The following is a 24,691-nucleotide window of genomic DNA, read 5'->3' as shown; positions in this document are numbered from 1 at the left end:
GCCCCGATCAAGGCCCGCTCGTGCCGGTTGCGGGGGCATGTCCGACCTCGGAGATGCCCCTCGACCTTGCCGTCGGACCGCCCGCCTTCTCAAGGATGATCAGTCCTTGAATCGGAGGTCGCCGATATCGATCACCGCGCCCGGTTTGACCTCGATCTCACGACCGAGGCCGACGATTGCCGTGTGCTTGGCCACTTCCGGACTCTCAGCCCACAGCGAATAGCGACAGCCGACCGGCACCTCGGGGACGATAAACCGCCCGTCGGGGCCGGTCAGCACGGGCTCCAGGCTTGCGGTGAAGTTTTCCGAGGGGATGAGGTTGGTCGTTATTGTGGCGAGGGCCACCGGATTTCCTTCGATGTCCAGGATACGCCCTGTGATCGACGCCAGCGGCTCGAGCGTGATCGAAACGGGGCCCTTGGCATCGTCACCCTGGCGTACGCGGATCACCTTGCCGAGTTTGCGAGCCTCGTGCTTCACCAGGATTTGCCGTTCCTCGCCCGGCATCAAGTTCTTCACCTCGGCTTCCGCTTTCATCTCGACACGTTCCAACGATCCCCGACCCTCCAGCCCTCGAGTCTTCAAGCCCGAGATGGGCTGTCCGTCCGGCATCAGGGCCTTGATCCGGACCGAGGGGCCCGCGACGGCTTCCAGGTCCAGGTGGACGGACTCGACGCCGGCCCTGGGATTCATTTCCGCCATGACGGTCGGCCAGAGCTTGCCGGGGATGACCGGATTACTGTAGGTGTCGAACATGCCATGTTCATTCATCCCTTGAATCGCCTCGGACCCGGCGCCCTCGCGGAACGACCTGCTGTCGACCGCCGCCCCGACGATCGCCCGGCCGGGCATGCCGACGAGCCGAAAGCTGCCGTCGGCCTTCGTCAGGTAACGATTCTGATGCCCGGAGCCGTCGACCCTCCCCCCCCGGGTGAACTCGGGGATCGCCCGGACGAAGGCGTTGTCGCGGAACGGGAGATAATGCAGCCGGGCGCCGACGACGGGGCGTCCCGTCGCCTTCTCGGTGAGCCTGCCTTCGATCCAGATCCCCCGATGCAAGTCCACCTCGATCCGGGTTGGGCCGACGCCCGGCGGGTTCGGGACCTTGACCTCCCGGAGGAAATACGGCCCATCGTCGTTCGGCACCACGAGCAGTTGATTACCCTCCCCCTTGGGCATGCCGATCAGCCGGAATCGGCCGCGTTCATCGGACTTCGTCTCGAGCTTCCCCAGGATGTTGCTGATCCTGGACCCCGCGAACCGGTAGCTGCGGATCTCGGCCCCCGCGAGCGGTTCGCCGGTCTTCGCGTCCTTCAAGACGCCTTCGATGTGACGGCCGGGCCTTGCCGTGTAGGTGAACTCGTCGCCATAGATCGTCTTCTGGCCCGGCCCGTACCAGTTGTCGTCGCCCCTGGCCAGGATGGGCTCCATCGCCCTGGTGACGACATTGATGATGTCATAAGCGATCGTGTCCCCTTGCAACGTGAGGCTGACGATCCGCTCGGCGGGAATGCCATCCAGGCGGAATCGCCCGTCGGCGTCCGTCTTCGTCCCGGGTCGATCCTTGACGGGATCCTCCAACCTGGGCCGGACGATCCGCTTGTAGGAGATCCAGGGGGGTTCCCCCTTGCGGACCGCTTCGAGCCAACCATCGAGCTTTCCGGTCTTCGTCGATTCGACCTCGCTGATTTGCACCATGACCCCGGCCACCGGGCGACCTTCCAGGTCGAGGATCCTCCCCCGGATCGATGACAGTCCATCGGCCTTCGCGGCCGGAGCCTCGGGCTCGGCCACCTTCTTGCCCGTGGTCACGTCGAAGGTCCCGAGGTCGACGACCTGGCCGGGCTCGAGCGTCAGGCCCTTGGCGAGCGAGAAGGACTTGAATGGGGCGAGGGCCTTCGGGGTATCTGGGCTCGTCGTCACCTGCATCGAGGTGGTCAGGGTATACCCATCGCTCGCCGGGAGGAGATTGCACCGGAATTCACCGGAGGAGTTGGTAGACTCCGACTCCCACGGCTGACTGGCGAAGAGCGATTTCACGTCCATTCCTCGCTCGATACTAATGGTACAGCGAGCCGGGCCACCCGTCGCATCGACAATACGACCCTTGACGGTCGCCATGGCGCGAAGCGTGACGGTGATCTCTCGGGATTCGTGAAAATCAACAGGTGGGACGCTGAAGATCGCCCCGATCTTGCGTCCAGCATGCCTGATCTCGACGTGCCGCGGCTTCCCGGGCTCCATGCCGCCGACCCTCACCGTGCTCTCGTCATGGAGTTGGACGAACTCAGGCTGGATCATGCGTGGATAGTGGCCGTAGAACAGGGTCTGCGTGACGGCCTGCCTCGCCTCATCGACGAGCCGCAAGGTGACCGATCCTCCCGGGTCGACCACCAAATTGCAAGCGGACGACTCGGCCCCCCCAGGAACATCTATCGCCTTCAACCCCTGATAGTACGAGAGGAAGATGCGGTCGTATGTCGGAAGTTGTTCAAGCCCAAAGGCCTTGAATGGCTGGGATTTATCCCTGTCTGGGATCGACTCCGCCCCGACCCCGACGCGATACATCTTGTCCTCCGTGCTGGCCGTGACCACCCCCCTGCCCGGCAGCCCTGGGATGCGGAATCGACCTTCGGCGTCGGTCTTGTAACGGTCCCGTCCTACCGTCCAGGATGTGACGTTGGGATCGAAATTCGAATAGTTCTTGGCGCTTTCATTATCGAGGAACGGGAAATAATCGATCGCGGCCTTCACCGGCCTGGACGTCTTGAGATCCGTGACCCTGCCCGTGATCCAGATGCCTTTCTTCAATCCGATATCGAACGCAACAGGGCCGATGCCGGGGCTGGATGGAACCGTGATGTCCCTGGTGATGAAGTAAGGCCGGTCGCGTGGCGGATAGACCGAGAGTTGGTGGCCCTTGTCGTCCTCCTTCGGGAGCCCGACGATTCGGTAACGACCCTGGGCATCGGTCTCAGCGGCGAGGTCGCCATCGGCCGGCGGGTTCGCCCCCGAATGAAAGGCCGCGGCGACGATCACATGGGGGATCGGCTCGTTCGTCTCGACGTCGCGCACGATCCCCTCGATCGGCCTCGTCGGCGACACGGGGATGGTGCAATTGGCACCGTAGACGGCAGGGTCGTTAAATTTGCTGAGGTTGGAGGCGGGAACGGCCGCCGCGAACGTCTTCATGTCGCGCGTCCGGATGCGGACTTTCTTCAATGCGATGGTGGGACCCGAGAGTTTCAGGTTGACGATAACCTCCTTGCCCAGCCCCTCGATCCGGAACCGGCCGTCGGCGTCGGTCACGATCCCATTCGGCTTCAGGTGCTTACCTTCGAGGGGTATCCGGCGATGCGATCTTCCGGGGTCCTCCCGCTCAATCACCTCCGGCGCGAGCTCGGGGTCGGGAAACTCAAGTTCACCGAGGCGAACATCAACCCCCGCGAGTGGTCGGCCTTCGAGGTCGACGACTCGGCCCGTGATGGGTATGTCCCCGGGACGCAGTCGGATCGGCTGATCCATGCCGAGTTGGAAACCCAGGCCGAACCCCGGGGCCATCGCGACCTTCTGGATGTACCGGCTCTTCGGATCATCAGGACCGAGCGGGAGGTCGAACACACCGTCCGGATCGGTGAGACCTCGAGCGAATTCGACATCTCGATATTCATCGGATTTGCCAGTCCTACCGACGTTTCCATTCACGAGAGGACTTTGATCGAGAGCGATCACAGTGGCCCCCTGGAAGGGCTTGCCATCGGGGCCGACGACCATGACTCGCCGCGAGCCCTCTTTCTTTTCAGGTGTCGCAGGCGCTTGAGCCTCGGCCCGGCGGCTGCCGCCGACGCCGAGGAGGCCCGCGCCCAGCGTGCCGAGGAGGCCGACCGCAAGCATCGCCAGCACCGCGCGGCCGCCGGCGCGGGTCGAGAGGGTCCGCGAGGTGTCGAGGATCCGCACGATCCGGCGGGCTAGGAGCGTCCGCAGCGAGACCATCCCCACGGCCGAAGGAGCCGGCGGGGGTAAAGCGCGGCTCGCCAGGCCGAGGAGGTGGCCGGCGTAGCGGGCGCGGTCGGCCCCGAAGTGCACCACATGGTCGTCGCAGACTTCTTCGGCCGTCGATTCGAGCCGACGCGAGAGCGCCCAGAGCAGTGGCTGCATCCAGAGCAAGGCCGACGCCGATCGCCTCAGGAGGTTCCACAACGCGTCTCGACGCGCCAGATGGGCGAGTTCATGAACAAACGTGTCCGCGAGATCCTCGACCGCGTCGTCGGGCAGCAGGATCGCCGGGCGCCTGACGCCGTCGAGGCAAGGGCTGAACAGGAAGGGGCTCCGCCAGACGGATGGGGGCTTCACCTCCAGCCGAGCGGCGAGGCCCCGGCAAAGCGTCTCGACCTCGGGCTCGGCCGGGGTAGCCGAACGCCGCAGGTCTCGCATGCGGGCCTGACCTACCCACAACCGCAAGGCGAGGAAGGACGCCCCCAACGCCCAGGCCAGCAGAGCCGCGCGGGCCAGCGTCAGCGTCGAACGGAGCCGCCAGGCGGGAGTAGGAGCCTTCGGCGCCGCAGCCACAGGTTCGGCGGGACGAGACTCGACCGGAGGGGGCGCCGCCCTGGGCCTCGCGTCAACTTCGAGCGGGCTGGGAGCCACCATCGGGTCCATCGCAATTGGTGGTTCCATCGAGAGGGGTGCCTCAAGCAAGGGCGCCTCCGGTGTCGGCTCGGGAAGCCGAATGGCCACCCCCTGCACACCCATCGCCGTCAACGAGGCCGAGGCCCCCGGGCAGATCAGGACCGCCGCGAGGGTCGTCCGATAGACCGCCGACTGGACGGCCGGGCCCGACCGCCGCAGGAGCCGGCCGGCCGCGAGCCCCGCGATCAGCAACAAGGACGACTGGAACAACCAGGTCAGGCCGAGCCCCGCCAGGGCCGCCATCAACGCCGCAGCACCTTGCCACATCGTCGCCTCCTCTCCGCGAAGCCAGGGTCAGGTCGGGCTCGGTTCACTCCTCGTTCTTCCGCTCGATCAGCCGTTGCAACTCCTCGAGCTCCTGCTTCGACAGCCGCTCGTTCTTGAGCAGGTGGGCCACGAGGCTGCCGACGCTGCCGCCGAAGACCCGCTCCAAGAGGTCGCGGGTGGCGGTGCGCTTGACCTTGTCTTCCTTCAGGTTGGCGAAGAAATGGAAGGTCCGTCCCGTCGCCTCGTGCCCGACCGCCCCCTTCGCCTCCAGCTGGCGCAGGAGTGTCTGCACCGTGCTATGCGCCACCGGCTGCGCCTCGTTCAACGCGTCGGTGATCTCCCTGGCCGTCACCCGCCCCCGATCCCAGAGCACCTGCATGATCCGGAACTGCAACCGGCCGAGTTGCGACTCGCTCATCGTCGATCCCTCCGACACCCCGAATCGTCTACTTGAGTAAATTTACCGGAGTAAATCTTCACGTCAAGTGGGTATCCTCGCGAGGTCGACAGATCGAGGGCGGGGCGTACCTCGGCCGATCCGACTCCACCGCGACCGAAGGAGGATTTATGGCATTCTTTGATGAGCATTCTTCAAGGGTGAGCCGGCGACGATTCCAGGGGGCGATCCTCTCGGCGATGGCGGCGGGGGTCGGCGGGCGAGCCGCCCGGGCAGGAGGGGGCGCGCCGGCGGTGATCCGCTCCGAAGGGGGCCGGCCCTCGATGGCGCAGGGGGTCGCGAGCGGGGATGTTCGCGGGGACTCGGCCCTGGTCTGGAGCCGGACGGATCGGCCTTCGCGGATGGTCGTCGAGTGGTCGACGACCGACTCATTCGCCGATGCGCGTCGGGTGGTCGGTCCGGCCGCGCTGCCGGAGTCGGACTTCACGGCGAAAACCGTGCTGACGGGGTTCCCCCAGGGGCAGACGATCGTCTATCGGGCCTGGTTCCAGGACCTCGGCTCGCCCAGGGTGTTGAGCCACCCGACCGTCGGCCGGTTCAGGTCGTCGCCGGGGACGCGGAAGCGCGACGTCCTGTTCGCCTGGTCGGGCGACTGCGCGGGTCAGGGGTTCGGGATCAATCCCGAGCGGGGCGGGATGACGATCTTCGAGACGATGCGAGGTCTCAACCCCGACTTCTTCCTGCACAGCGGCGACGTGGTCTACGCCGACAACCCGATCCCGGCGGAGGTCAAGCTCGACGACGGCACGACCTGGAAGAACGTCGTGACCGAGGCCAAGTCGAAGGTCGCCGAGACGCTCGCCGAGTACCGGGGCAACTACCTCTACAACCTCCTCGACGAGAACCTGCGACGGTTCAACGCGGAGGTCCCCCAACTCGTCCAGTGGGACGACCACGAGACGCTCAACAACTGGTATCCGGGCGAGATGCTGAGCGACGACCGCTACGCCGAGAAGAGCGTCTCGCTCCTGGCGGCCAGGGCAGCCCGGGCCTTCCTGGAGTTCAACCCGATCCGACTCCAGGGGGCGGACCCCGAGCGCATCTATCGGTCGATCCCGTACGGCCCGACGCTCGAGGTCTTCATGCTCGACCAGCGGAGCTATCGCGGGCCCAACGGGCCGAACCGCGAGGCGGAGATGACCGAGGCCTCGGCATTCATGGGGCGGAAGCAGCTCGACTGGCTGAAGGCCCGCCTCAAGGCGAGCCGGGCGACCTGGAAGGTGATCGGCAGCGACATGCCCATCGGCCTGATCGTACCCGACGGCCCCTCCGGCTTCGAGAACGGGGCCAACGGGGATGGTCCGCCCCTCGGTCGCGAGCTCGAGTTCGCCGAGCTCTTCCGGTTCATCAAGGCGGAAGGGATCAAGAACGTGGTCTGGCTGACGGCCGACGTCCACTACACGGCCGCGTATCATTATGATCCGGCCAGGGCTCAGTTCAAGGATTTTGCCCCATTCTGGGAATTCATCGCGGGGCCATTGAACGCGGGGACCTTCGGCCCGTCGAAGCTCGACGACACCTTCGGTCCCCAGGCGAAATTCATCGGCATCCCCGAGGGGATGAAGCCGAACCGCTCCCCGGCCGAGGGCTTCCAGTTCTTCGGGACGGTCGCGATCGACGGACGGTCGGAGGTGATGACCGTCGCCCTGCGCAATGCCAAGGGCGAGACGCTCTATACGAACGAGCTGAACCCGGAACGGGCGTAATCGACTTGCTGGCCGACATGAAAGGTTGAGAGGGGGCCCTGAAAAGGGCCCTCACCTCGCTCAGGAGCGAGCGGACGGGGTTTCCGGCTTGTCGGAATCGACCTTGTGATAGCCGAGCTTCTGGAGCACCTCGAGGACCTCGCTCCAGGTCGGGAACATCCGCCCGCTCGACTGACGGTACTGGAGCATCGCCTCGATGAACTCTTTCTCCTCGGGCGTCATGTTCGCATTCGCCGGGTCGGAAGGTGATGGATAACGATTCCCGGGCAGTCCGTTCGGCCGATCGTCCCTCTGGCGCGCCAGGGCGAGGTACTCGACGGCCGGAGACTTCTTGTGAAGCCCGGGGGCGATGTTATTGGCGAAACGCGGGTTCGTTCGAGGTCCAGGCATCCTGGAAGCTCCTTCGTCGGTTGTCGAACGGAGGAAAACGGACTTTTTCGCACTCACCTCCGTGGCGGTCGCATCTATCCTCCTGAAATAGGCAAAACCGGAGCCTTTTCTTTTCGATTTCCAAAAAATTATTGCGAGGCAGGCGGAAGGCAGGCAAGCTCGCCCAGCGTTAAGGTTGCCGAAAAGCCGAAAATAATCAGCAAACTCACTGTAACCCCACCAACCCGATCCGAGCTCGCCGGGGATGGGAGTCTGTCGATGCGGAACAGACGGGTCGACTCCGGTTATACTGGACAAATCCCACGCCAGTTTCGACGCGGTAACTTGTCCCCGGGCGAGGATCCTTCCCCGCCTTTTTGCATTTGAACATCGAGGGAGGCGGATGCAATGACCATGCCTGACGGCAGCGACCGCTATGAGTCGTACCGAGGGCTCCCGACCCTGGCCGGGCTCGCGAGCCTGGCCGACGCGAGCCGGCCCGGCCTCGGGGTCGAGGCCAGCGTGACCCGCCTGAAGCGGTTCCACTATGCCCTCCGTCGGCTCCACGAGGTCATGACGGCCCGGATCACCGCCGAGCCGATCTACGAGATCAAGACGGGGCTCTCGCTCCACGCCTATCTCTGCGCCGAGCATGTCTCGGCACTCCGGGGGCGGGTCGGCGAGATGCGCGAGCCGCCGCTGGGACTCGAGGCCGTGCCGGCTCCCTCCCTCGAAATCCTCTTCGACGAGATCCTCGCCGCGCCGACGACCGAGGCCCTGCTGCTCGGCCTCTACGAGAAGGCGATCCCCGCCCTCGACGCCGCGCTCGCCCGGTTCATGGCCGACACCAACCCGCTGGCCGATGCCCCCTCGGTCCGCGTCTGCCGGTTCGCCCGTGTCGAGGTGGCGGACATGCTCGACTTCGGCTCCAAGGCCGTCGCCTGCCTGGTGGAAGACGCCACCCGGGCGGAGCTGGACTCCTGGTTAGGGCTCCTGGACGACTGCCTCGCCGCGGCCGGCGGGCTCGACGGGGCCTCGGTGGAGTCGGGACGCGAGGTCGTGCGCCAGTTCTCGAAAACCCCGTTCGTCTACGACCCGATCCCCAAGCGTGACGAGAGGTTCCAGGACCTCTACAACCAGGGGGTCAACCCCGAGGCCTTCCTCTACGACCCCGGCTTCGAGCCCCGCCCCAAGACCCTCATGATGCTCTACAAGCGCATGCGGGAGATCGACGTCCCCGAGATGATGGCGAGCATCATCTGCGAGACGAAGGGGGAGCCCTGGGAATACTATCGCGACATGAGCCGGCAGCTCTGGGACGAGGCCCGGCACGCGATGATGGGGGAGGTCGGCTTCGTCGCCCTGGGGGTCGACTGGACCCAGGCCCGGATCACGCACAACTGGTCGCTCCGCCTCAACACCGAGTGCACCCCGATCGAGCGCCACGCCGTGCTCTACTTCATCGAGCAAGGCCTCATGGCCAAGACCGGCAAGCGGTTCGAGTGGGAGGTGGGCGTCGCCTCGGGCCTCCCCCTGATGGCGACGATCCAGGACTTCGACTGGGCCGACGAGGTCCTGCACGCGTCGATCGGCCGGGAGTGGTACATCCCCCGCTTCGGCGACCGCAAGAAGGCCATCGAGTACGGCGACCAGTGCTGGTCCAAGATCCTGAGCAACTGGACGAGCGTCCGCGACCAGGGGCTGACCCAGCACGAGAACTGGTGGCCGTCCATCTACCTCCAGGCCTGCAAGACCTGGGGCATCGAGGCCGACCCCAAGGTCCTCGCCTACGCCGAAACATATGAGACCCAGCGGGCCGACCTCAAGACCGTCTCGGGTAGTGCGTGATCGCCTTCGACACGCCGCGATGAGCCAGGGCCGGAGGATCGTCCATTCGTGCGGCCGATCCTCCGGCCCCTCGTTCCTCGCATAGCCAGACGCCCCGGCAAAACATTTCCCGTTTCCACCTCCGTCATTTCCTCGCCGCGCAGCCCTGTCCAACGGGATGAACTTTCAGCTTGAACACGACGTTCCGCTCGAATCGTCCTGAAATTTGCACATCCAAGAGACACTGATATTTTGGGGTTCCTTCGAGTGTCACCTCTCGCGGATTCCCGCGTACCTTCGTGGCCATCTCCGCGCGAGGATTATGCCCGTCGTCCCCGGCGGGCCGCATCCAACGGTGGGATCAAACGCGATTGCGCGCGGGCCCTGCTCCGGGATAATTTGCCCCGAATCGTCCTGATTTGCTCGAGCAGCATCCTGTAGACGCGAGTGCCGCCTGAAATCAGACACAAATACCGGGGCCGTTCCGCGGAAATGCTCGGCCGATTCAACACTCCCCTATTCCTGAAAACCCCGACATTTCGGCCATGAATGGCGAGCCCCGAGGCGCGAGATCAAATAGCGTCGGATAGAGAGACGCCCGGCCGACCGGATCAGCCAGGGGCGATCCGGTCGGCCGGGCGATGTCTAGAGAAATCGGGAGGGAGGCCCTGACGATCCGGGCTTAGCGGCCCTGGGGCTTCGGCGGGGTGGGGACGCCCTTCCCGGCGTCCATGTCCTCGAATTGCATCCCGGAGAAGAACTCGCCGGGGCGTTCGTCCTCGTCCTTGAGGGCCGTCGCCGTCTGGGTCTCGGAGAGGCTGGCCGCGGCCTCGTCGCGGAGCGAGTCGAGGAGCGGGTAGAGTTGGCGATAGGCCGCCTGCTGCTTGGGCGTGGTCGCCGCGCCGAAGCGGAGGTTGTAAGACTCCATGAAGCCGATCAGGGCGCCGAGGGTGGTCTCGGGGTGCTTCTCGATCCCGGACAGCAGGACCTCGGTGGCGGGGGTCTCCAGCATCTTCGTGAGCCCGTAGAGCGCCTTGAGGAACTTCTCGGCGTCCTCGCGCGGCTTGCCCTTCGGGGTCGATCCGACGAGCTTGTTGCGGGCGACGTTGATGATGTCGCGGACCTTCTTGAGCGACGCCGGGTCGGGCTTGCCGTCGTCTTCGACCTGCTTGCGCAGCTCGGCGGCGAGGGCCTTAAGCTCGGTGCGTTCCTTGGCGAAGGCCTCGGTCCTCAGGGCGGCGGGCGGGCCCCCCTTGGTCAGCTGCTCTACGCTGGTCGTGACCGCGGCCGAGGCGAGCTGGAAGGGGATGTCGCGGACGATCGCCCCCGGGATCTTCGTCGAGGCCCCGCTCAGCTTGCGGAGGTAGACGCGGGGGTTCGATATCTCGTCGAGCGCCACGTTGAGGGCGTCGCCCCGGGTGATGTCGCCCGGCTCGGGCGTGTCATGCAGCCGCTTGTAGATAGCTTCATGTGCCTTACTGTTCTCGTCCTGCGCCCTGACCATCCGCTTGTAGTGCCGCTTATTCGCCTCCTGCTGCGACTCCCAGACGTACTGGTTCCAGCGCATGGCGGTGTCGGCGTTGATCGAGCGGGCCTGCGCCGTCTGGACGTTGTACTGGCCGGCCGAGGCGGCGAAGGCCCCCAGGCCCCTGGCGATATCCCCCTGGACCGTCTGGCCGCCTCCGCCATAGCCGCCCCAGCCCCCCCAGCCATAGCCGCCGTAGCCGGCGGGATACTGGGCCCGGACGCTGCCGGCCGAGGACGCGAGCACGATCACGCCCAGGGCAAACTGCCTGCCAAATCTGCGCATCGGAGATTCTCCCATCGGAAAACTCAAGCCCAATCTCGGGGCGACGCCGGCTCGCGACGCGGAGCCACGTTCTTGCGAGGCGGGCCAAGATTCGAGATGACTTCTATGTTCACCAAAAAGCTTTGGAGGCCTCGCCGCTTCCAACTTACGTAAATTCTATGATACCGGAGGGCCCATCACAATCGGCCGGCGACGCCCCTTGCGAAGTTATTCGCGCAACGCGAGCCGGTCGCGCAAAGTCGGGGCGACCTTACGGCAGGGGTCGAGGGCAGGAGCCGAACGCGTCGGGCGAGGTTACTGGCCGGGGTGCTTGGGGGCGGTGCTGAGGGGGAGGAGGAGCGAGGCGAGTTCGTCGAAGTCGACGGGCTTGATCAGGTGGTAGTCGAACCCGGCCGCGAGGGCCCGACGGCGGTCGTCGTCCTGGCCGTAGCCGGTGACGGCGATGAGGATGACCTCCCGATCCCCCGCCTGCTCGCGGAGCCGGCCGGCCACCTGGTAGCCGTCCATGCCGGGGAGGCCGATGTCGAGCAGGACCACCCTCGGCTCGTGCTGGCGGGCCGATTCGAGGGCCTCGACGCCGTCGAAGGCCATCCAGACCTCGTGGCCGAGCGTGGCGAGGAGGTGCGCCAGCCCCTTGGCCGAGTCGACGTTGTCGTCGACGACCAAAATCCGGAATCCCTGGTTCGGGAGGATCGCCGAATGGTCGGCGACCCCGTCCCGCTCATGGGCGTGGCCGTCGGCCAGCGGCAGGGTCACGGTGAAGACGCTGCCGGTCCCCAGGCCCTGGCTCGTGGCCCCCAGGCGCCCGCCGTGCATCTCGGCCAGGGTCCGCGCGAGGGTCAGGCCGATGCCGAGCCCCCCTTGCGAGCGGTCGATGGATTGCTCCACCTGGACGAACGGGTCGAACACCTGCGCGAGCATCTCGGCGCTGATGCCGATGCCGTTATCGCGGACATTGATGACGAACTCGGGGCCGGCGACCTCGGCGTCAATCGAGATCTCCCCCCCCTCCTCCGTGTACTTCGCCGCGTTGGTGAGGAGGTTCACGATGATCTGCTCGAGCCTCGTGGCGTCGGCCTCGACCTGGATCGGCGTGGAGGGGAGCGAGACCTTGAAGTCGTGCCCCCGCGCCTGGATCAGGCGGCGGGTGGCCTCGACCGCGCTGCGGAGGATCGGGCCGACGTCCTGCTTCTCGACCCGGAGCTGGATCTTGCCGCGGGTGATCCGCGAGACGTCCAGGAGGTCGTCGATCAGGCGGGCCAGGTGCTTCACCTGCTGCCCGATGACCTCCTTGGCCCACTCGAAATGCTCGGCCTTGCCCGAGTAACGCGCGAGCTGGATGGCGTTATTGATGGTCGAGAGGGGGTTGCGAAGCTCGTGCGCCAGCATCGCCAGGAAGTCGTCCTTGCGGCGATCGGCCTCGCGCAGGGCCTCCTCCGTGCGCTTGCGCTCGGTCGTGTCCTGCATGACCTTGACGAAGCCCTGGAGCTTGCCCGAGACGTCCCGGAGCGGTCGGACGACGCCGTTGCCCCAGAACCGCTCGCCGTCCTTGCGGAGGTACCAGCGCTCCCCCTCGGAGCGTCCGACCTTGGCGGCCTGCTCGAGTTCGCGGGAGGGCAGCTCGTTGCGGACGTCCTCCGGCTCGAAGATCGGGTCGAGCGGGTTGCCGAGGATCTCCGCCTCGTGGTAGCCGAGGACCCGCTCGGCCCCCTTGTTCCAGCTCGAGACGCGGCCGTCGAGGTCGAGGGTGAAGATGGCGTAGTCGGCGACGCTCTCCAGGATCAGGCGGTGCCGCTCCTCGCTCTCTCGCAGGGCCTGCTCGGCCTTGCGCCGCTCGCTCCGCTCGCGCGACTCGGCGATGGCGCGGTTGACGGCCGGGACGAGGCGGTCGAGGCGATGCTTGAGCACGTAATCCGTCGCCCCGCGCTTGAGCGACTCGATGGCCACCTCCTCGCCGAGCCCGCCGGAGACGAACAGGAACGGGATGTGCGGCCACCCCTCATGCGCCAGCTCCAGTGCCGACAGCCCGTCGAACGACGGCAGCGAGTAGTCGGCGAGGATGAGGTCGTAGGCCTGGGCCTCGAGGGCGTGCAGGAACGCCTCGCGGGTGTCGACACGATCCATGTCGAAGACGACATTCCCCTTCGCCATCCGGGTGCGGACAAGGTCGGCGTCGAGGGGGTCGTCTTCAAGTAAGAGTATGCGGATACGCGACATCATGCACGCCTCGTCCGTGGGGCCGCTCGGGGAAGGTTTCAGGAACTTCGCTTCGGCTTGGCGCTGCCGGGGGGCGGCTCGTTCAGCACCGCCCAGAAGACGCCGAGGTCCTGGATCCCCTCGAGGAACTCCTTGAACCCGACCGGCTTGACCACGTAGGCGTTGACGCCCAGGCGGTAGCTCTTGAGCAGGTCTTTCTCCTCGCGAGACGACGTCAGCATCACGACCGGGACCGCCTGGAGCTCCGGGTCCTTCTTGATCGTCTCGAGGACCTGGAGGCCGTCGACCTTCGGCAGCTTGAGGTCGAGGAGCACGACGGCCGGGTTCCCGAAGGCCCGGTCCTCGTAGGCGCCGCGGCGGTAGAGGTAATCGAGCGCCTCGGCACCGTCGCGCAGCGTAATCACCTCGTTGGCCAGGTTCGTCTTCGCGAGCGCGACGAGCGTCAGCTCGAGGTCCTTCGGATTGTCTTCGACGAGCAGGATCGGCTTCAGCATGACCACTCCCCGTGCCCTTGCATACCGTCACGACTCCTTGGCTTCCGAGACCTTCGGAAGTGAGAAATAGAAAGTCGCCCCTGCATCGAGTACCCCTTCGGCCCAAGCCCGGCCGCCGTGCCGCTCGACGATCCTCCGCACGTTCGCCAGTCCGATGCCCGTCCCCTCGAAATCTTCCATCCGGTGCAGCCGCTGGAACACGCCGAACAGCTTGCCGACGTACTTCATATCAAAGCCGGTGCCATTGTCGCGGACGAAGTACACGTACTCGTCGTCGTGCTCCAGGGAGCCGATCTCGATCTTCGCTTCCGCGCGGTTCCTGGTGTATTTGATGGCGTTGGACAGGAGGTTGCGGACGGCGAGGTGCATCACGCCGGGGTCGCACCAGGCCGCGGGCAGGTCCTGCAGGTCCCAGGAGACGGCCCGCCCCGCCGCCTCGGTCATCACGTCGCGGATCGACTCCCGGAAGAGCTGGGTCATGTTGACCGTCACCGGGTTGATGGCCGTCCGCCCCATCTGCGAGAACGACAGCAGGTTGTCGACGAGCGTCCCCGCATACTGGGCCGACTCGATGATCGTGTCGACGTAGCGCTTGCCGCTCTCGCTGAGGTCGTTCTCCTCCCTGAGGAGTTCCGAGTAGCCGACGATGTGGCGGAAGGGGGCCCGCAGGTCGTGCGAGACCGAGTAAGAGAAGGCCTCGAGCTCGCGGTTGCTCCGCTTCAGCTCCGCGCTCAGCTCGGCGAGCTCCTCCGCCCTCCGCAGCACGATGCCGACGATGGCGTTGCGGAACTCCTCGGCCGTCTCGATCTGGTTCAGGTCCCAGGGCAAGGCGCGGTTCCTGACCGTCTCCTTCCAGATCTCGAAGCTCTTGCGCGGGTGGATGCGGGCGTCGGCGTCGGAGAACGGCTTGCGAGGGTCGCCGCCCCAGTTGACCGTGCGGACGATCTCGGGCCGGAACCAGAGGATGTAGCTGCGGTGGACCTTGGAGATCGAGAGCGCCAGCAGGCCGCAGGCGACGTCCTTGACCGACTCGGCCGGCGGGAAATCGGCGGAGAGCGAGTCGGTGTGGTAGATGTCGCGCTTCACCTTCTCAGAGAGCCACTTGACGATCTGAGCGATCTTCTGTTCGTCGGGGGCCTCGCCCAGGGTCGTGCAGCGGCCGTCGACCACGAGCGCCGCGCCGTTCGCCGACGCGAACGAGAGCAGCTCGGTAGGGTGGGCCACCAGGCCGGAGAGGAAGTCCTCCTCCTTGGCCATGAAGGCGAGCAGCTTGGCCTCGATCGACTTCAGGCGGATCCTCGACTCGATGTCCGCATAGCGCTGCTTGGCCTCGAGCTGGAGCGAGAAGACCTGGCTGAGGAACTCGCCGGTGGCGCGGACGCCATAAGGGATGACGCGGGGGCTGGCGTGATGGCAGGAGATCAAACCCCAGAGCTTGCCGTCCTGAAGCAGCGAGAATGACATCGAGGCTGCGGTCTTCATGTTCCGCATGTACTCGACGTGGACCGGCGAGACGCTCCTGAGCGCCGCGTAGGTCAGGTCGAGCGGCCTGCCCGAGACCGGGTTCCGCGACGGGACGATCGGGACAGGCTTGTAGGTCGCGTCGGCGATCAGTCGCGAGCGGTTGAGCCTGTAGACTTCGCGGGCCTGGCTCGGGATGTCCGAGGCCGGGAAGCGGTGGCCGAGCAGCGACGGGAAGGTCTCGCCGTTGCGGGCCTCGGCGACCACGGTGCCATTGCCGTCCTCGTCGAACCGGTAGATCAGGACGCGGTCGAAGTCGGTGATCCTGCGGAACTCGACGACCGCAAGTTGGTTCAGCTCGTCGGAGGTCGCCGCGCGTTCCATGGTCGCGACGAAGTTGCGGATCAAGGGGTTGAGGATCGGCTGGGTGGCCGGCTCGCCGTCGGAGGCGTCCTCGAGCTCGACGATCACCACCCCCTCGCTCCGGTGGGCGACGACGCTATGCATGCGCCCGTCGGTATCCCCCTTGAGGTGGAGGAAGCCGAAGAACTGGGGGTTCCGCTCGAGCGCGGGGTTCTGGAGCCATCCCCGGAGCGCCGCGCCCTTCTCGGCGCCGAAGAGGTCGGCCAGGGTGCTACCGATGACCGCGTCGACGGGCTTGCCGAAGGCGTCCGTGCAGTTGTCGCTCGCCTGGGCGACGGTCCAGTCGGACGGGTTGAATGTCAGCAGGATCCCAAACGGTTGGATGCTCCCCGGTATCTGGATGGGTTCGCGGTCGCACGAAGAGAGATCAACATCGTCAGGTCGAGTTATCGCCGTTCGTATCATGGCCGGGACGCATTCCCCTGGGTTCGACATGCCGTTGGACAAACCTAACAGACCAGACTCTCGAATAGCACTCCCTATCCTGGCCCTGCGGGATCGGGGCATCGTCTTCAAATGCCCAAATTCCATCGGGTTACTCCCATCATCGCGTCTATTGAAACTTGCGCTTTGAAATCTTCCGCGCAATTCCAAGACACTTAGATGCATTGCGTTGCACCAATCGCCCTCCGACTCCATTCAATTGCCGTGCCAGGAGAATCGAGGCGCCAACAAAAACGCAGCGATCCGCACGCGATTTCGCCTTACAGACTATCTCGGGTACGACCCTTCCGGAATGCGAACGCCGATTCTCGAGAATTCTCCATCGCGCATGCTTAAATCGGTCAACTTGGAGCAGCTTTGGTAACAGCGGGGGGAATCCGATGGGTTGACTTCCATCTCGGCTCGTTCGCGGTATCCTCGGTGGCGAGCAACCATATTCCTGCAGACTTGTCGAGAAATTTTCCCAGGAGTCCACCCATGGCGCTCACGCCATCCACGATGCTGCCGCTCGGATCGAAGGCCCCAGGCTTCCAGCTCCCCGACACCGAGGGCAAATCGGTCGGCCTCGACGACTTCAAGGGGAGCCCGGCGCTGCTCGTGGCGTTCATCTGCAACCACTGCCCCTACGTGAAGCACGTCCGGCAGGAGCTGGCCCAGCTCAGCAAGGATTACCAGGCGAAGGGGGTGGCGATCGTCGGCATCAGCGCCAATGACGTCGCCGGCTATCCGGACGACAGCCCCGAGCTGATGGCGAAGGAAAAGGCCGACGCCGGGTACGTCTTCCCCTACCTCTATGATGAAACCCAGGACGTGGCCAAGGCCTACCAGGCGGCCTGCACGCCCGACTTCTACGTCTTCGATGCCGATCGGCGCCTCGTCTACCGCGGCCAACTCGACGACAGCCGGCCGGGCAACGGGACCCCGGTGACCGGCCGCGACCTCCGCGCGGCGCTCGACGCCGTCCTCGCCGGCCAGGCCGTCTCCGAATCGCAGAAGCCGAGCATCGGCTGTAACATCAAGTGGAAGCCCGGCAACGCCCCCGCCTACTTCGGTTGATTCGCGGAACCGCCCCCCGACCCACCCGTCAGGGGGGCCAGCCCGGGGCCAGTCGAGCGGCCTCGGCGACGGTCTGGAGATGGATGTCGACGGTGTCGTCGATCCGGCGGGCGTACCCCCCGGCCATCGTGACCGCGACGGGGAGCCTGGCAGCCCGGCAGGTCTCGAGCACGTGGCGGTCCCGGGCCGCCAGGCCGGGCTTGGTCAGGCGGAGCCGCCCAAGCCGATCCCCTTCATATGGATCCGCGCCGGCCAGGTAGATGACCAGGTCGGCCTCGGATCGTGCGAGAGCCTCGTCGAGCCCTCGCCGGAGCTCGTCGAGATAGCGGGCGTCCTCGGTGAAGTCGTCGAGCTCGATGTCGAGGTCGCTCCGCTGCTTGCGCAAGGGGTAATTCTTCGCCCCGTGCATGGAGAAGGTGAAGACCGTCGGGTCTTCGGCGAGGACCGAGGCGGTCCCGTCTCCCTGATGCACGTCGCAATCGACGATCAGGATCCGTCGCGCCCGCCCTTCCGACTGCATCGCGCGGGCGGCGACGGCGGCGTCGTTGAAGAGGCAGTAGCCGGCCCCTCGATCCCTGAAGGCGTGATGGGTGCCGCCGGCCAGGTTGAGCGCGAGCCCTTCATCCAGGGCCCAGCGGCAGGCCGAGACCGTCGCCGCGCAGGAGCGTCGGGCTCGTTCAACGAGCGAGGGGGACCAGGGCAGGCCGATTGCGCGAACCTCCTCGTCGGAGAGGCCCCCTTCGGAGACCCTGGCGATGTAGCCCGGGTCGTGGACGCGGAGTAGCTCGGTGTCGGTCACGGCCTTCGGCGAGAAGAGGTCGCCGGGCGCGACGAGGCCGCTCCGCTCGACGCGGATCCGCAGGCGCTCGTACTTCTCTTGCGGGAAGGTGTGGCCGTCGGGCAAGAGGATCTTGAATTGATCGCTCGAGAAGACTTTCACTGCGAGGTGCCGCCGTCGAGGTAGCTCGGGCTCAGAGTCCGTACTGCTTCCGCTTGCGGTAGAGGGTGCTCGGGTCGATGCCGAGGGTCTTCGCCGCGGCGTCGAGGCTCGACGCACGAGCCAGGACGCGGCGGATGTGGGCGATCTCCAGCTCCTCGAGCGTGAGGGAGCCCCCGACCTCGGGCGCACCTTCGACGGCGCCAGGCGTCTGGGCGACGGCGATCCGCTCGGGCAGGTCCGCCAGGCCGACCTCGGGCCCCTCGGCCAGGATCGCGGCGCGCTCCACGGCGTTGCGGAGCTCGCGCAGGTTCCCGGGCCACGGATGCCGCTTCAGGGCCTCAAGGGCCTCCGCCGTGAAGCCGGTCAGCTTTCGCGAGGTCTGCCGGCCGAAGAACCGCAAGAGGTGTGCCGCGCGATCGGCGACGTCGGAGCGTCGGCGCAAGGGAGGCAGGGTCACTTCCACCACGTTGAGGCGATAGAAGAGGTCCTCGCGGAACGTCCCGGCGGCGACGGCCTGCTCCAGGTCCCGGTTCGTGGCGGCGATGAGGCGGACGTCGGCCTGCCTCGTCTTGGTTTCCCCGACTCGCTCATAGCAGCGCTCCTGCAGGAAGCGGAGCAGCTTGGGCTGGAGCGGCGGCGGGAGGTCGCCGATCTCGTCGAGGAAGAGGGTCCCCCCCTCGGCGGCGGCGACCTTTCCCGAGGCGTCGCGAATCGCCCCCGTGAAGGCCCCCCGGGCGTGGCCGAAGAGGTCGCTCTCGAGCAGCTCGGCGCTCAGGCTCGGGCAGCTCACGGTGACGAACGGGCCCGAGGCGCGGTTGCTCCACTGGTGCAGGGTCCGGGCCAGTACCCCCTTGCCCGTCCCGTTCTCGCCTCGGATCAAGACAGCCGCCGACGTGGGGGCGACCCGCCTGGCGAGGTCGAGCACCCGGCACACCTCGGGATCGTCGGACTCGAGGTCGACCTCGGGCACCTCGACCCGGACCTGATCCTCCAGCCCGGCGATCCTCGCCCGGAGTCCACGGACGCGCTGAACCCGCTCGAGGACCGCACGCACCTGGGCCGGGGTGAACGGCTTGGGGAGGTAGTCGAAGGCCCCGAGGCGCATGGCCTCGACCGCCGTGTCGACGCTCGCGTGCGCCGTGATGATGACGACGGCGAGGCGAGGGCTCTGGAGCAAGAGCGACTCGAGCAGGCTCAGGCCCGAATCCTGGCCGAGCCGGAGGTCGACCAGGGCCACATCCGACGGCCGACGCTCCACGTCCCGGAGCGCATCCAGGGCGGATGCCGCCTCCCCGACCTCGTGCCCCATCGCCTCCAGGGCGACGCGCAAGGTCTTCCGGATATTCGGCTCATCGTCCACGACCAGGATGCGCATGACTGCGATGGGTCCAATAACGCCTTGGCGCCGAGGTCGGCTCGGCTCGGTTCAGATCAGCTCGATTTCGCCTTCGGTTCGAGCTCGACCGAGGCCGAGTTGATGCAGTAGCGGAGCCCGGTCGGGCGCGGGCCGTCATTGAAGACGTGGCCGAGGTGCCCGCCGCAGCGGCTGCAGGTGACCTCGGTCCGCAGCATGCCGTAGGTCCGGTCCTGGTGCTCGTCGATGGCCGACGCCTCGAGCGGCTGGTAGAAGCTCGGCCAGCCGCAGCCCGAGTCGAACTTCACCTCGGAGTCGAAGAGCTCCTGCCCGCAGCCGGCACAGAGATACTTACCGGGGGTCTTGGTGTCCCAGTACTTCCCGGTGAAGGCGCGCTCGGTCCCCTTCTCGCGCAGGATGCGGAACTGCTCGGGGGTGAGTTCCTGGCGCCACTCGTCCTCGGTCTTGTCGATCCTGGAGGCCATCGCGGTTCGTCCCCTCTCCGTGCCGGCCCGCGTCCGACCGGGCGCGAGCCCCGAATGAGCCGGGCGAGCGAGTCGATCGATCACCCCTCGTCTCATTATACCGACGTTCGAATCCGAGGGATGGCCCGAGGATACATCCCGATGGAACGGGCGGGCGTCGCGGTCACTGGGCTTTCGCCTGATCCCGATAGAACTCGAGCCACTTCCTCCCGTTGTCGTTCTTCACGTTCTCGCCCGAGAGGTTGCGGAAGGCGGCGTCGATCTCGGCCTTCGGCGGTTTTCCGGCCTTCTCGCTGACGACGCCCTTCTGGACCAACTTGAGGGTGTCGCCGGTCCATTGTTTCTTCGCGAATCCGCGGCTCAGGGCCGAGAAGTACCAGACCCTGGCGTCGTCGGGGGTAGCCTTCTGGAGCGCGGTGAAGGCCGTCAACGCCTCCTCATATTTGCCCTGCCTGAACAGGTTGGCGGCGCGGGTGATCGGATCCCCCTCCTCGTCGATCGGCTGGATCGCGGGGGGCGAGGTCTCGCGCGGTTCAGCCTCGGCCGTCGAGGGGCTCGCGACCATCGTCCCATTCGGGGTCGTGCCGGCGTTCGGGGCCGGGGCCGAGGATGGCGTCGCGGCAGCGGTGTTCGCGGGCGGGGTCGAGTTCGCCGGGGCGTTCGTCCTCGGGGACTCGATCGCGGGGCCGTCATGACCGGCCGCCTTGGCCGACTCGGTCCTGGAAGCCTTCTGCGCCTTCTCGACGGCGTCGAGCCGGGCCGACAGCTTAGACAGGTCCTCCGAGACCACGGAGATGCCCCGGGTCGCCCTGCCGAGTTCGTCCACCTGGCGTTGCAGCGGCGTCAGGTCGGGCGAGGGTGTCGAGGAGCCCTGCGGGAGGTCGCCGAGCCGCTTCTGGACGTCGTCGAGGCGGTCGGAGAACCCGCTGACCATCGATTTCAGGGACTCGACGTCCGTGCTGAGTATCGCCACCTTGGACTTCTCCGAGAATGGGGAGAGGTCCTTCCCATCGGCGGCGCGGTCGTCCTCGGGCCACGCCGAGGCCTTGGCGGGCGTCGCGGCCGCCGTGCCCGTGGCCATGCTGTAGAGCCAGGCGCCCACGATGCCGAAGATGGTCGAGGCGAACGCCAGGCCGATCAACATACCGATGCCGGGCGAGGTCCGAGCCGGCTGCCCGAAGAGGATGGGCGCCCTCTGCCGGTCGTCCGCCGCGTCGTCCTGGGCCGCGTAGGACGAATCCTCGAAATCCGCGTCGGGAACCGCCTCGACCCGGCTCGGCGGCGTCGGCCGGGCCTCATCCTGCGCCGCGGTCGCGACGGCCGTCGCCGTCGAGCTCGCCTCGAGGCCCCGAGGCGCCTGGGACGGAGTCGAGCCTGTCGTCGAGGGCGGCTCGGATGTCACGAACTCGCCCTGGAGCTCCGCTAGCGCGAGATGGAGGGGATTGGCCGCCGATGTGCTCGCCGCCTCCGTACTGTTGTAGGGATGGCTCCCGCCTTCATCACTTCGGCGCTCGTCGAGGATCATATGAACAGACTCCTGAACGCGAGAGCATGATTCCCGAGGGCCGCGAATCACGGCTTCGTCGCCATGCCCCGATCTCGCGACGTCGACGGCCGTTCGGATCGCCTCAAGGCCCCGATCGATGAAGCATCCCCTCGATCGGGGCCGATGCAAAGGCCGACCGGACCAACGACGCGTCGCATCAACGAGCCGGGCGACAGTTGAAACCCCGGCCCGGCCTGATTTAAGGCCGAGCCGGGGCAATCCGTGGGCCGCTAGCCCTCAACGTCCTTGTATCACCGATGCCCCGAAGGCTCAAGCGAGGTCGCCTCGGCGAGGCTCCGTCGCTCGCGGGCGAGAGTCGTCGCGATGTGCGGGGGGGTCTCGAGGGGAAAGCCCCACCCGTCCAGGAGACTCCGAGGTGGGCCGCGGTCGGCCCGACTTTTTTGGCCAGGCCTTAACGCCTGGCGGTCTTGCGATAGTAGTCCAGCCAGGTCTTGGCGGACGGGATGCTCAGGGTATCGAAGCTGGAGTTGATCTTGGCGGCGTCGGGGGTGCCGGCCTTCTCGCGCTCCGCCCCCTTCGTGACCATCCGGAGGGGTTCGCCCTGCCACTGGCTCGTCGCCAGGCCCGTGCTCAAGGCCGCGTAGTACCAGACGCGGGCGTCGTTGGGGTAGGTCTCGGTGAGCTTCTGGAAAAGCTCGCTCGCCTCCTTGTACTTGCCCCCCTTGAAGAGGTCCGCCCCCTTGGCGACGGCCTCGTCCGCCTCGGCCTCGGCATTCGCGGCCGAGGCCGCCTCGGCGGTCGCCGGGGGAGTGGCCGGGGTCGTGGCGGTGAGCTTCGTGACCTGATCCTTCAAGGCGGCGAGGTCGTTGTTGAGCGAGGCGACCGACTTGTCCACGCCCTCGACGCGTTCGCCGAGCGAAGTGACCTGCTTGGGGAGTTCGGCCGAGGCCTCGGTCGACTTCGAGAGCTCGCTGATCCTGGCCTCGATCGGCGCGAGGTCGGGGGCCGGGGCCGGCTTGGGGATGGCGGCGACGGTCGTTTCCAACGTCTTCAGGCTCTCGGTCAGGCTCTCGAGCTTGGCGTGGAGCGACTTGATCTCCTCAACGACCTCGGGCGGGGCCGGGGCGTGCGCGGGGGCCGCGGCGACGGGCGTCGCCGGCTTGGGCTCGCCGGGGGTCAGCGTCTCGGCGGGCGTCGGGGCCGAGGCCGTCTCGACCGGCTTCTTCTCATCGCCGGACGCGGCCACGGGCTTCTGGTCGACCACCCAGGCCACGATCAGGGTCGAGGCCAGGACCATCGCCATGATGATCGGGAAGGCCGGGTGCTTGACATCCCCTTCGGGCTCGGCGACCGGCGGGGGCGGCGGCGTCTTCGCGACGGCGGGGGCCGGCGCAGGTGCCGGTGCCGGCGCCGGGGTCGCGACCGGTTCCGGTTCCCACTCGGGCACGGGCACGGGGGCCGGGGTCGGCTCGGCGTGGGTTTCGGGGGTGTGCGCGACGGCGGGAGTCTCCTCGAGGCCGGGGATCTCGATCGCTCCCTCGTCCTCGTCGAGCGGGCCGAAGTCGAAGGCTTCTTCCTCCGGGGTAGCCCCCTCGTGAGACGGTACCGACGGCTCTTCAGTCGACCAGGGATCGTCCAGGGGATCCACCATCTGAGCAAGTCTCCTCGGGGTCGGAACTGGGGATGAGAACTCGGGAGGAAGTGGCGGAGGCGGTGCGTCGTCGGCGAGGCGAAGGCCCCGCCGATCGTCGGCTAGCGCCTGGCGGACGGATTCGGGCGGGGCTTATCGGCGGCCTCCTTCGCCTTGTCGCGCTCGCCGAACCGGGTGACCACGTAGGTCCCGCTCTTCGGGTTGCGCTCGATGTCGACGAGGGCGTGGTTGTCGGCCTCTTCGAGCAGATGCGTGAAGCTGCGGTAGCCGTAGTAGCTCTCGTCGAAGGAGGGCTTCTTCCGCTTCATCGTGTCCTTGATCATCGAGGCGTAGAGCACCTCGTGATTCTCTCGCCTGAGGGCGTTGCATGCCTCGATCAGGAGCGTGTACACCTCACGCTTGCGCTCGGGCATGTCGGCGTAGAGGTTGGTGGCGAGCTGCTGGTCGTCCTGCTCCTGGCGCTCGAGGTCCTCGTAGTAGATGAACTCGTCGCAGTTGTCGCGGAGCAACTCGGAGGTCGACCCCTTCATGCCCAGCCCGATGACGTGCTTGCCGTTCTCCTTGAGCTTGGAGACGAGCGGCGAGAAGTCGGAGTCGCCCGAGACGATGACGAACGTATCGACGTGGGGCTTGCTCCAGGCCAGGTCCATCGCGTCGACGACGAGGCGGATGTCGGCCGAATTCTTGCCGGTCTGGCTTCGCTTGGGGATCTCGATCAGCTCGATCGCGGCTTCGTGGAAGGGGGCTGTGTAGTTCTGGTAGCGGTTCCAGTCGGCGTACGCCTTCTTGACGATCAGCTTGCCCTTCTCGACGAGGCGTTCGAGGACCTTCTGGATGTCGAACTTGGTCTTGCGCTGATTCTGGAACCCCATCGCGAGGTTCTCGAGGTCGATGAACACCGCAAGATTACGTTCGCGTTCGGCCTTAGACATGAATGACGGCGCTCCCCGCGGCGTGAAGGGGATGAGAGTAGATCAAGCCGCGTGAGGCGATTCAAACGAGGGGCGACTCGCCATCACGGACCGAGGGATCATCGCGATCTCCCATCAACTTACGACGGAACGCGATGATCCGCAACCCTGGATGACACAAGTCATTTTGGTGCGTGGCAGCCAGGGCCGTCGATCCGACGAATCTACTCAACCGGCGCCGCCGCCGAACCAACCGCCGCCCGCGTAGAGATCACGCACGGTCCGACGAGGACGGGACTCGTTGACGGTCAAGGGGCGATCCCGGTGCTGCCGACCGTTCAGGCCGCTGATCGCCGCCTTGGCCTCGGCCTCGTTCGGCATCTCGACCATCCCGAACCCGCGCGACTGGCCGGTCCGCGACTTGACCTGCACCTCGGCCAGAGTCACCGCACCGAACGGGTCGAACAAGGCCCGCAATTCCTCCGATTCGACAGCATAATCCAAGTTACCGACGTAAATCATCATGACGGGCCTAAGCTCCTCTCAAAGCGGCGGAAACAAAATCGAAACCAAGGCCCTCTGGATCCACGGAACGCCGAGGCCTTCGCAAAGAAATGGGAAGG

The 24,691-nt window shown here is 66.5% G+C and carries 17 protein-coding genes; 3 read left to right on the top strand and 14 right to left on the bottom strand.

What is annotated here, in order from left to right:
* Window positions 1-99: 99 nt before the first annotated feature.
* Both ACOYYX_RS04675 and ACOYYX_RS04670 read right to left on the bottom strand, forming a co-directional pair.
* Window positions 100-4,956: a M56 family metallopeptidase gene (locus ACOYYX_RS04675; RefSeq protein ID WP_422928773.1), complete on the bottom strand. Its 4,857-nt coding sequence runs from the start codon at window positions 4,954-4,956 to the stop codon at window positions 100-102.
* Between the two features lie 43 nt (window positions 4,957-4,999).
* Window positions 5,000-5,374 carry a BlaI/MecI/CopY family transcriptional regulator gene (locus tag ACOYYX_RS04670; RefSeq protein WP_422928772.1) on the bottom strand — a complete coding sequence of 125 codons (375 nt, stop codon included), beginning with the start codon at window positions 5,372-5,374 and terminating at the stop codon, window positions 5,000-5,002.
* A gap of 149 nt (window positions 5,375-5,523) precedes the next feature.
* On the opposite strand from ACOYYX_RS04670, the gene ACOYYX_RS04665 reads away from it, so the two are divergent.
* Window positions 5,524-7,119 (top strand): alkaline phosphatase D family protein, encoded by a 1,596-nt coding sequence (locus tag ACOYYX_RS04665; protein WP_422928771.1) that lies wholly within the window; start codon window positions 5,524-5,526, stop codon window positions 7,117-7,119.
* A 60-nt stretch (window positions 7,120-7,179) separates the two neighbouring features.
* Here ACOYYX_RS04665 and ACOYYX_RS04660 read toward each other — a convergent pair whose 3' ends face one another.
* Window positions 7,180-7,509 carry a hypothetical protein gene (locus ACOYYX_RS04660; RefSeq protein WP_422928770.1) on the bottom strand — a complete coding sequence of 110 codons (330 nt, stop codon included), beginning with the start codon at window positions 7,507-7,509 and terminating at the stop codon, window positions 7,180-7,182.
* A 387-nt stretch (window positions 7,510-7,896) separates the two neighbouring features.
* Between ACOYYX_RS04660 and ACOYYX_RS04655 the strand changes: the two genes are divergently transcribed.
* A complete protein-coding gene (locus ACOYYX_RS04655; protein ID WP_422928769.1) occupies window positions 7,897-9,336 on the top strand; it encodes a hypothetical protein in 1,440 nt (479 codons plus the stop codon).
* A 661-nt stretch (window positions 9,337-9,997) separates the two neighbouring features.
* Here the strand turns inward: ACOYYX_RS04655 and ACOYYX_RS04650 are convergent.
* The 4 genes from ACOYYX_RS04650 to ACOYYX_RS04635 form a co-directional block, all read right to left on the bottom strand.
* Window positions 9,998-11,125: a hypothetical protein gene (locus tag ACOYYX_RS04650; protein ID WP_422928768.1), complete on the bottom strand. Its 1,128-nt coding sequence runs from the start codon at window positions 11,123-11,125 to the stop codon at window positions 9,998-10,000.
* Between the two features lie 294 nt (window positions 11,126-11,419).
* Entirely contained in the window at window positions 11,420-13,345 is a 1,926-nt protein-coding gene (locus tag ACOYYX_RS04645) for a response regulator (RefSeq protein WP_422928767.1), read from the bottom strand.
* Window positions 13,346-13,380: 35 nt separating this feature from the next.
* Window positions 13,381-13,836, bottom strand: coding sequence for a response regulator (locus tag ACOYYX_RS04640; protein WP_422928766.1), 456 nt, complete (start codon window positions 13,834-13,836; stop codon window positions 13,381-13,383).
* Between the two features lie 27 nt (window positions 13,837-13,863).
* A complete protein-coding gene (locus ACOYYX_RS04635) occupies window positions 13,864-16,125 on the bottom strand; it encodes an ATP-binding protein (protein WP_422928765.1) in 2,262 nt (753 codons plus the stop codon).
* Window positions 16,126-16,641: 516 nt separating this feature from the next.
* On the opposite strand from ACOYYX_RS04635, the gene ACOYYX_RS04630 reads away from it, so the two are divergent.
* Window positions 16,642-17,220, top strand: coding sequence for a thioredoxin family protein (locus ACOYYX_RS04630; RefSeq protein WP_422928764.1), 579 nt, complete (start codon window positions 16,642-16,644; stop codon window positions 17,218-17,220).
* A 28-nt stretch (window positions 17,221-17,248) separates the two neighbouring features.
* Here the strand turns inward: ACOYYX_RS04630 and ACOYYX_RS04625 are convergent, their stop codons facing one another.
* The 7 genes from ACOYYX_RS04625 to ACOYYX_RS04595 form a co-directional block, all read right to left on the bottom strand.
* On the bottom strand, window positions 17,249-18,160 hold the full coding sequence (locus tag ACOYYX_RS04625; protein WP_422928763.1) for a histone deacetylase: 912 nt from the start codon (window positions 18,158-18,160) through the stop codon (window positions 17,249-17,251).
* 31 nt (window positions 18,161-18,191) lie between these two features.
* Window positions 18,192-19,535: a sigma-54-dependent transcriptional regulator gene (locus ACOYYX_RS04620; protein ID WP_422928762.1), complete on the bottom strand. Its 1,344-nt coding sequence runs from the start codon at window positions 19,533-19,535 to the stop codon at window positions 18,192-18,194.
* 56 nt (window positions 19,536-19,591) lie between these two features.
* Window positions 19,592-19,999 (bottom strand): peptide-methionine (R)-S-oxide reductase MsrB, encoded by a 408-nt coding sequence (gene msrB / locus ACOYYX_RS04615; protein WP_422928761.1) that lies wholly within the window; start codon window positions 19,997-19,999, stop codon window positions 19,592-19,594.
* A 163-nt stretch (window positions 20,000-20,162) separates the two neighbouring features.
* Window positions 20,163-21,524, bottom strand: a complete 1,362-nt coding sequence (locus tag ACOYYX_RS04610) for a hypothetical protein (protein ID WP_422928760.1) — start codon at window positions 21,522-21,524, stop codon at window positions 20,163-20,165.
* A 433-nt stretch (window positions 21,525-21,957) separates the two neighbouring features.
* Entirely contained in the window at window positions 21,958-23,157 is a 1,200-nt protein-coding gene (locus ACOYYX_RS04605; RefSeq protein WP_422928759.1) for a hypothetical protein, read from the bottom strand.
* Window positions 23,158-23,258: 101 nt separating this feature from the next.
* The gene (locus ACOYYX_RS04600; RefSeq protein WP_422928758.1) at window positions 23,259-24,089 is read right to left on the bottom strand and encodes an NYN domain-containing protein; all 831 of its coding nucleotides are present in this window, start codon (window positions 24,087-24,089) and stop codon (window positions 23,259-23,261) included.
* Window positions 24,090-24,296: 207 nt separating this feature from the next.
* Window positions 24,297-24,593 carry an RNA recognition motif domain-containing protein gene (locus tag ACOYYX_RS04595; RefSeq protein ID WP_422928757.1) on the bottom strand — a complete coding sequence of 99 codons (297 nt, stop codon included), beginning with the start codon at window positions 24,591-24,593 and terminating at the stop codon, window positions 24,297-24,299.
* Window positions 24,594-24,691 lie beyond the last annotated feature (98 nt).

The sequence above is a fragment of the Singulisphaera chitinilytica genome, assembly GCF_049331405.1.
In the GTDB taxonomy this organism is placed as follows: domain Bacteria; phylum Planctomycetota; class Planctomycetia; order Isosphaerales; family Isosphaeraceae; genus PoT.
The sequence above is the reverse complement of the archived record's forward strand: the minus strand, read 5'-3'. Positions and strand labels throughout refer to the sequence as shown.

What these genes read in the sequence shown, in the direction of transcription:
- ACOYYX_RS04650 (WP_422928768.1), bottom strand. Translation starts at nt 11,125, where the DNA reads ATGCGCAGATTTGGCAGGCAGTTTGCCCTGGGCGTGATCGTGCTCGCG.
- ACOYYX_RS04610 (WP_422928760.1), bottom strand. Translation starts at nt 21,524, where the DNA reads ATGATCCTCGACGAGCGCCGAAGTGATGAAGGCGGGAGCCATCCCTAC.
- ACOYYX_RS04670 (WP_422928772.1), bottom strand. Translation starts at nt 5,374, where the DNA reads ATGAGCGAGTCGCAACTCGGCCGGTTGCAGTTCCGGATCATGCAGGTG.
- ACOYYX_RS04620 (WP_422928762.1), bottom strand. Translation starts at nt 19,535, where the DNA reads ATGCGCATCCTGGTCGTGGACGATGAGCCGAATATCCGGAAGACCTTG.
- ACOYYX_RS04630 (WP_422928764.1), top strand. Translation starts at nt 16,642, where the DNA reads ATGGCGCTCACGCCATCCACGATGCTGCCGCTCGGATCGAAGGCCCCA.
- ACOYYX_RS04640 (WP_422928766.1), bottom strand. Translation starts at nt 13,836, where the DNA reads ATGCTGAAGCCGATCCTGCTCGTCGAAGACAATCCGAAGGACCTCGAG.
- ACOYYX_RS04655 (WP_422928769.1), top strand. Translation starts at nt 7,897, where the DNA reads ATGACCATGCCTGACGGCAGCGACCGCTATGAGTCGTACCGAGGGCTC.
- ACOYYX_RS04665 (WP_422928771.1), top strand. Translation starts at nt 5,524, where the DNA reads ATGGCATTCTTTGATGAGCATTCTTCAAGGGTGAGCCGGCGACGATTC.
- msrB (WP_422928761.1), bottom strand. Translation starts at nt 19,999, where the DNA reads ATGGCCTCCAGGATCGACAAGACCGAGGACGAGTGGCGCCAGGAACTC.
- ACOYYX_RS04645 (WP_422928767.1), bottom strand. Translation starts at nt 13,345, where the DNA reads ATGATGTCGCGTATCCGCATACTCTTACTTGAAGACGACCCCCTCGAC.
- ACOYYX_RS04675 (WP_422928773.1), bottom strand. Translation starts at nt 4,956, where the DNA reads ATGTGGCAAGGTGCTGCGGCGTTGATGGCGGCCCTGGCGGGGCTCGGC.
- ACOYYX_RS04635 (WP_422928765.1), bottom strand. Translation starts at nt 16,125, where the DNA reads ATGATACGAACGGCGATAACTCGACCTGACGATGTTGATCTCTCTTCG.
- ACOYYX_RS04595 (WP_422928757.1), bottom strand. Translation starts at nt 24,593, where the DNA reads ATGATGATTTACGTCGGTAACTTGGATTATGCTGTCGAATCGGAGGAA.
- ACOYYX_RS04605 (WP_422928759.1), bottom strand. Translation starts at nt 23,157, where the DNA reads ATGGTGGATCCCCTGGACGATCCCTGGTCGACTGAAGAGCCGTCGGTA.
- ACOYYX_RS04600 (WP_422928758.1), bottom strand. Translation starts at nt 24,089, where the DNA reads ATGTCTAAGGCCGAACGCGAACGTAATCTTGCGGTGTTCATCGACCTC.
- ACOYYX_RS04660 (WP_422928770.1), bottom strand. Translation starts at nt 7,509, where the DNA reads ATGCCTGGACCTCGAACGAACCCGCGTTTCGCCAATAACATCGCCCCC.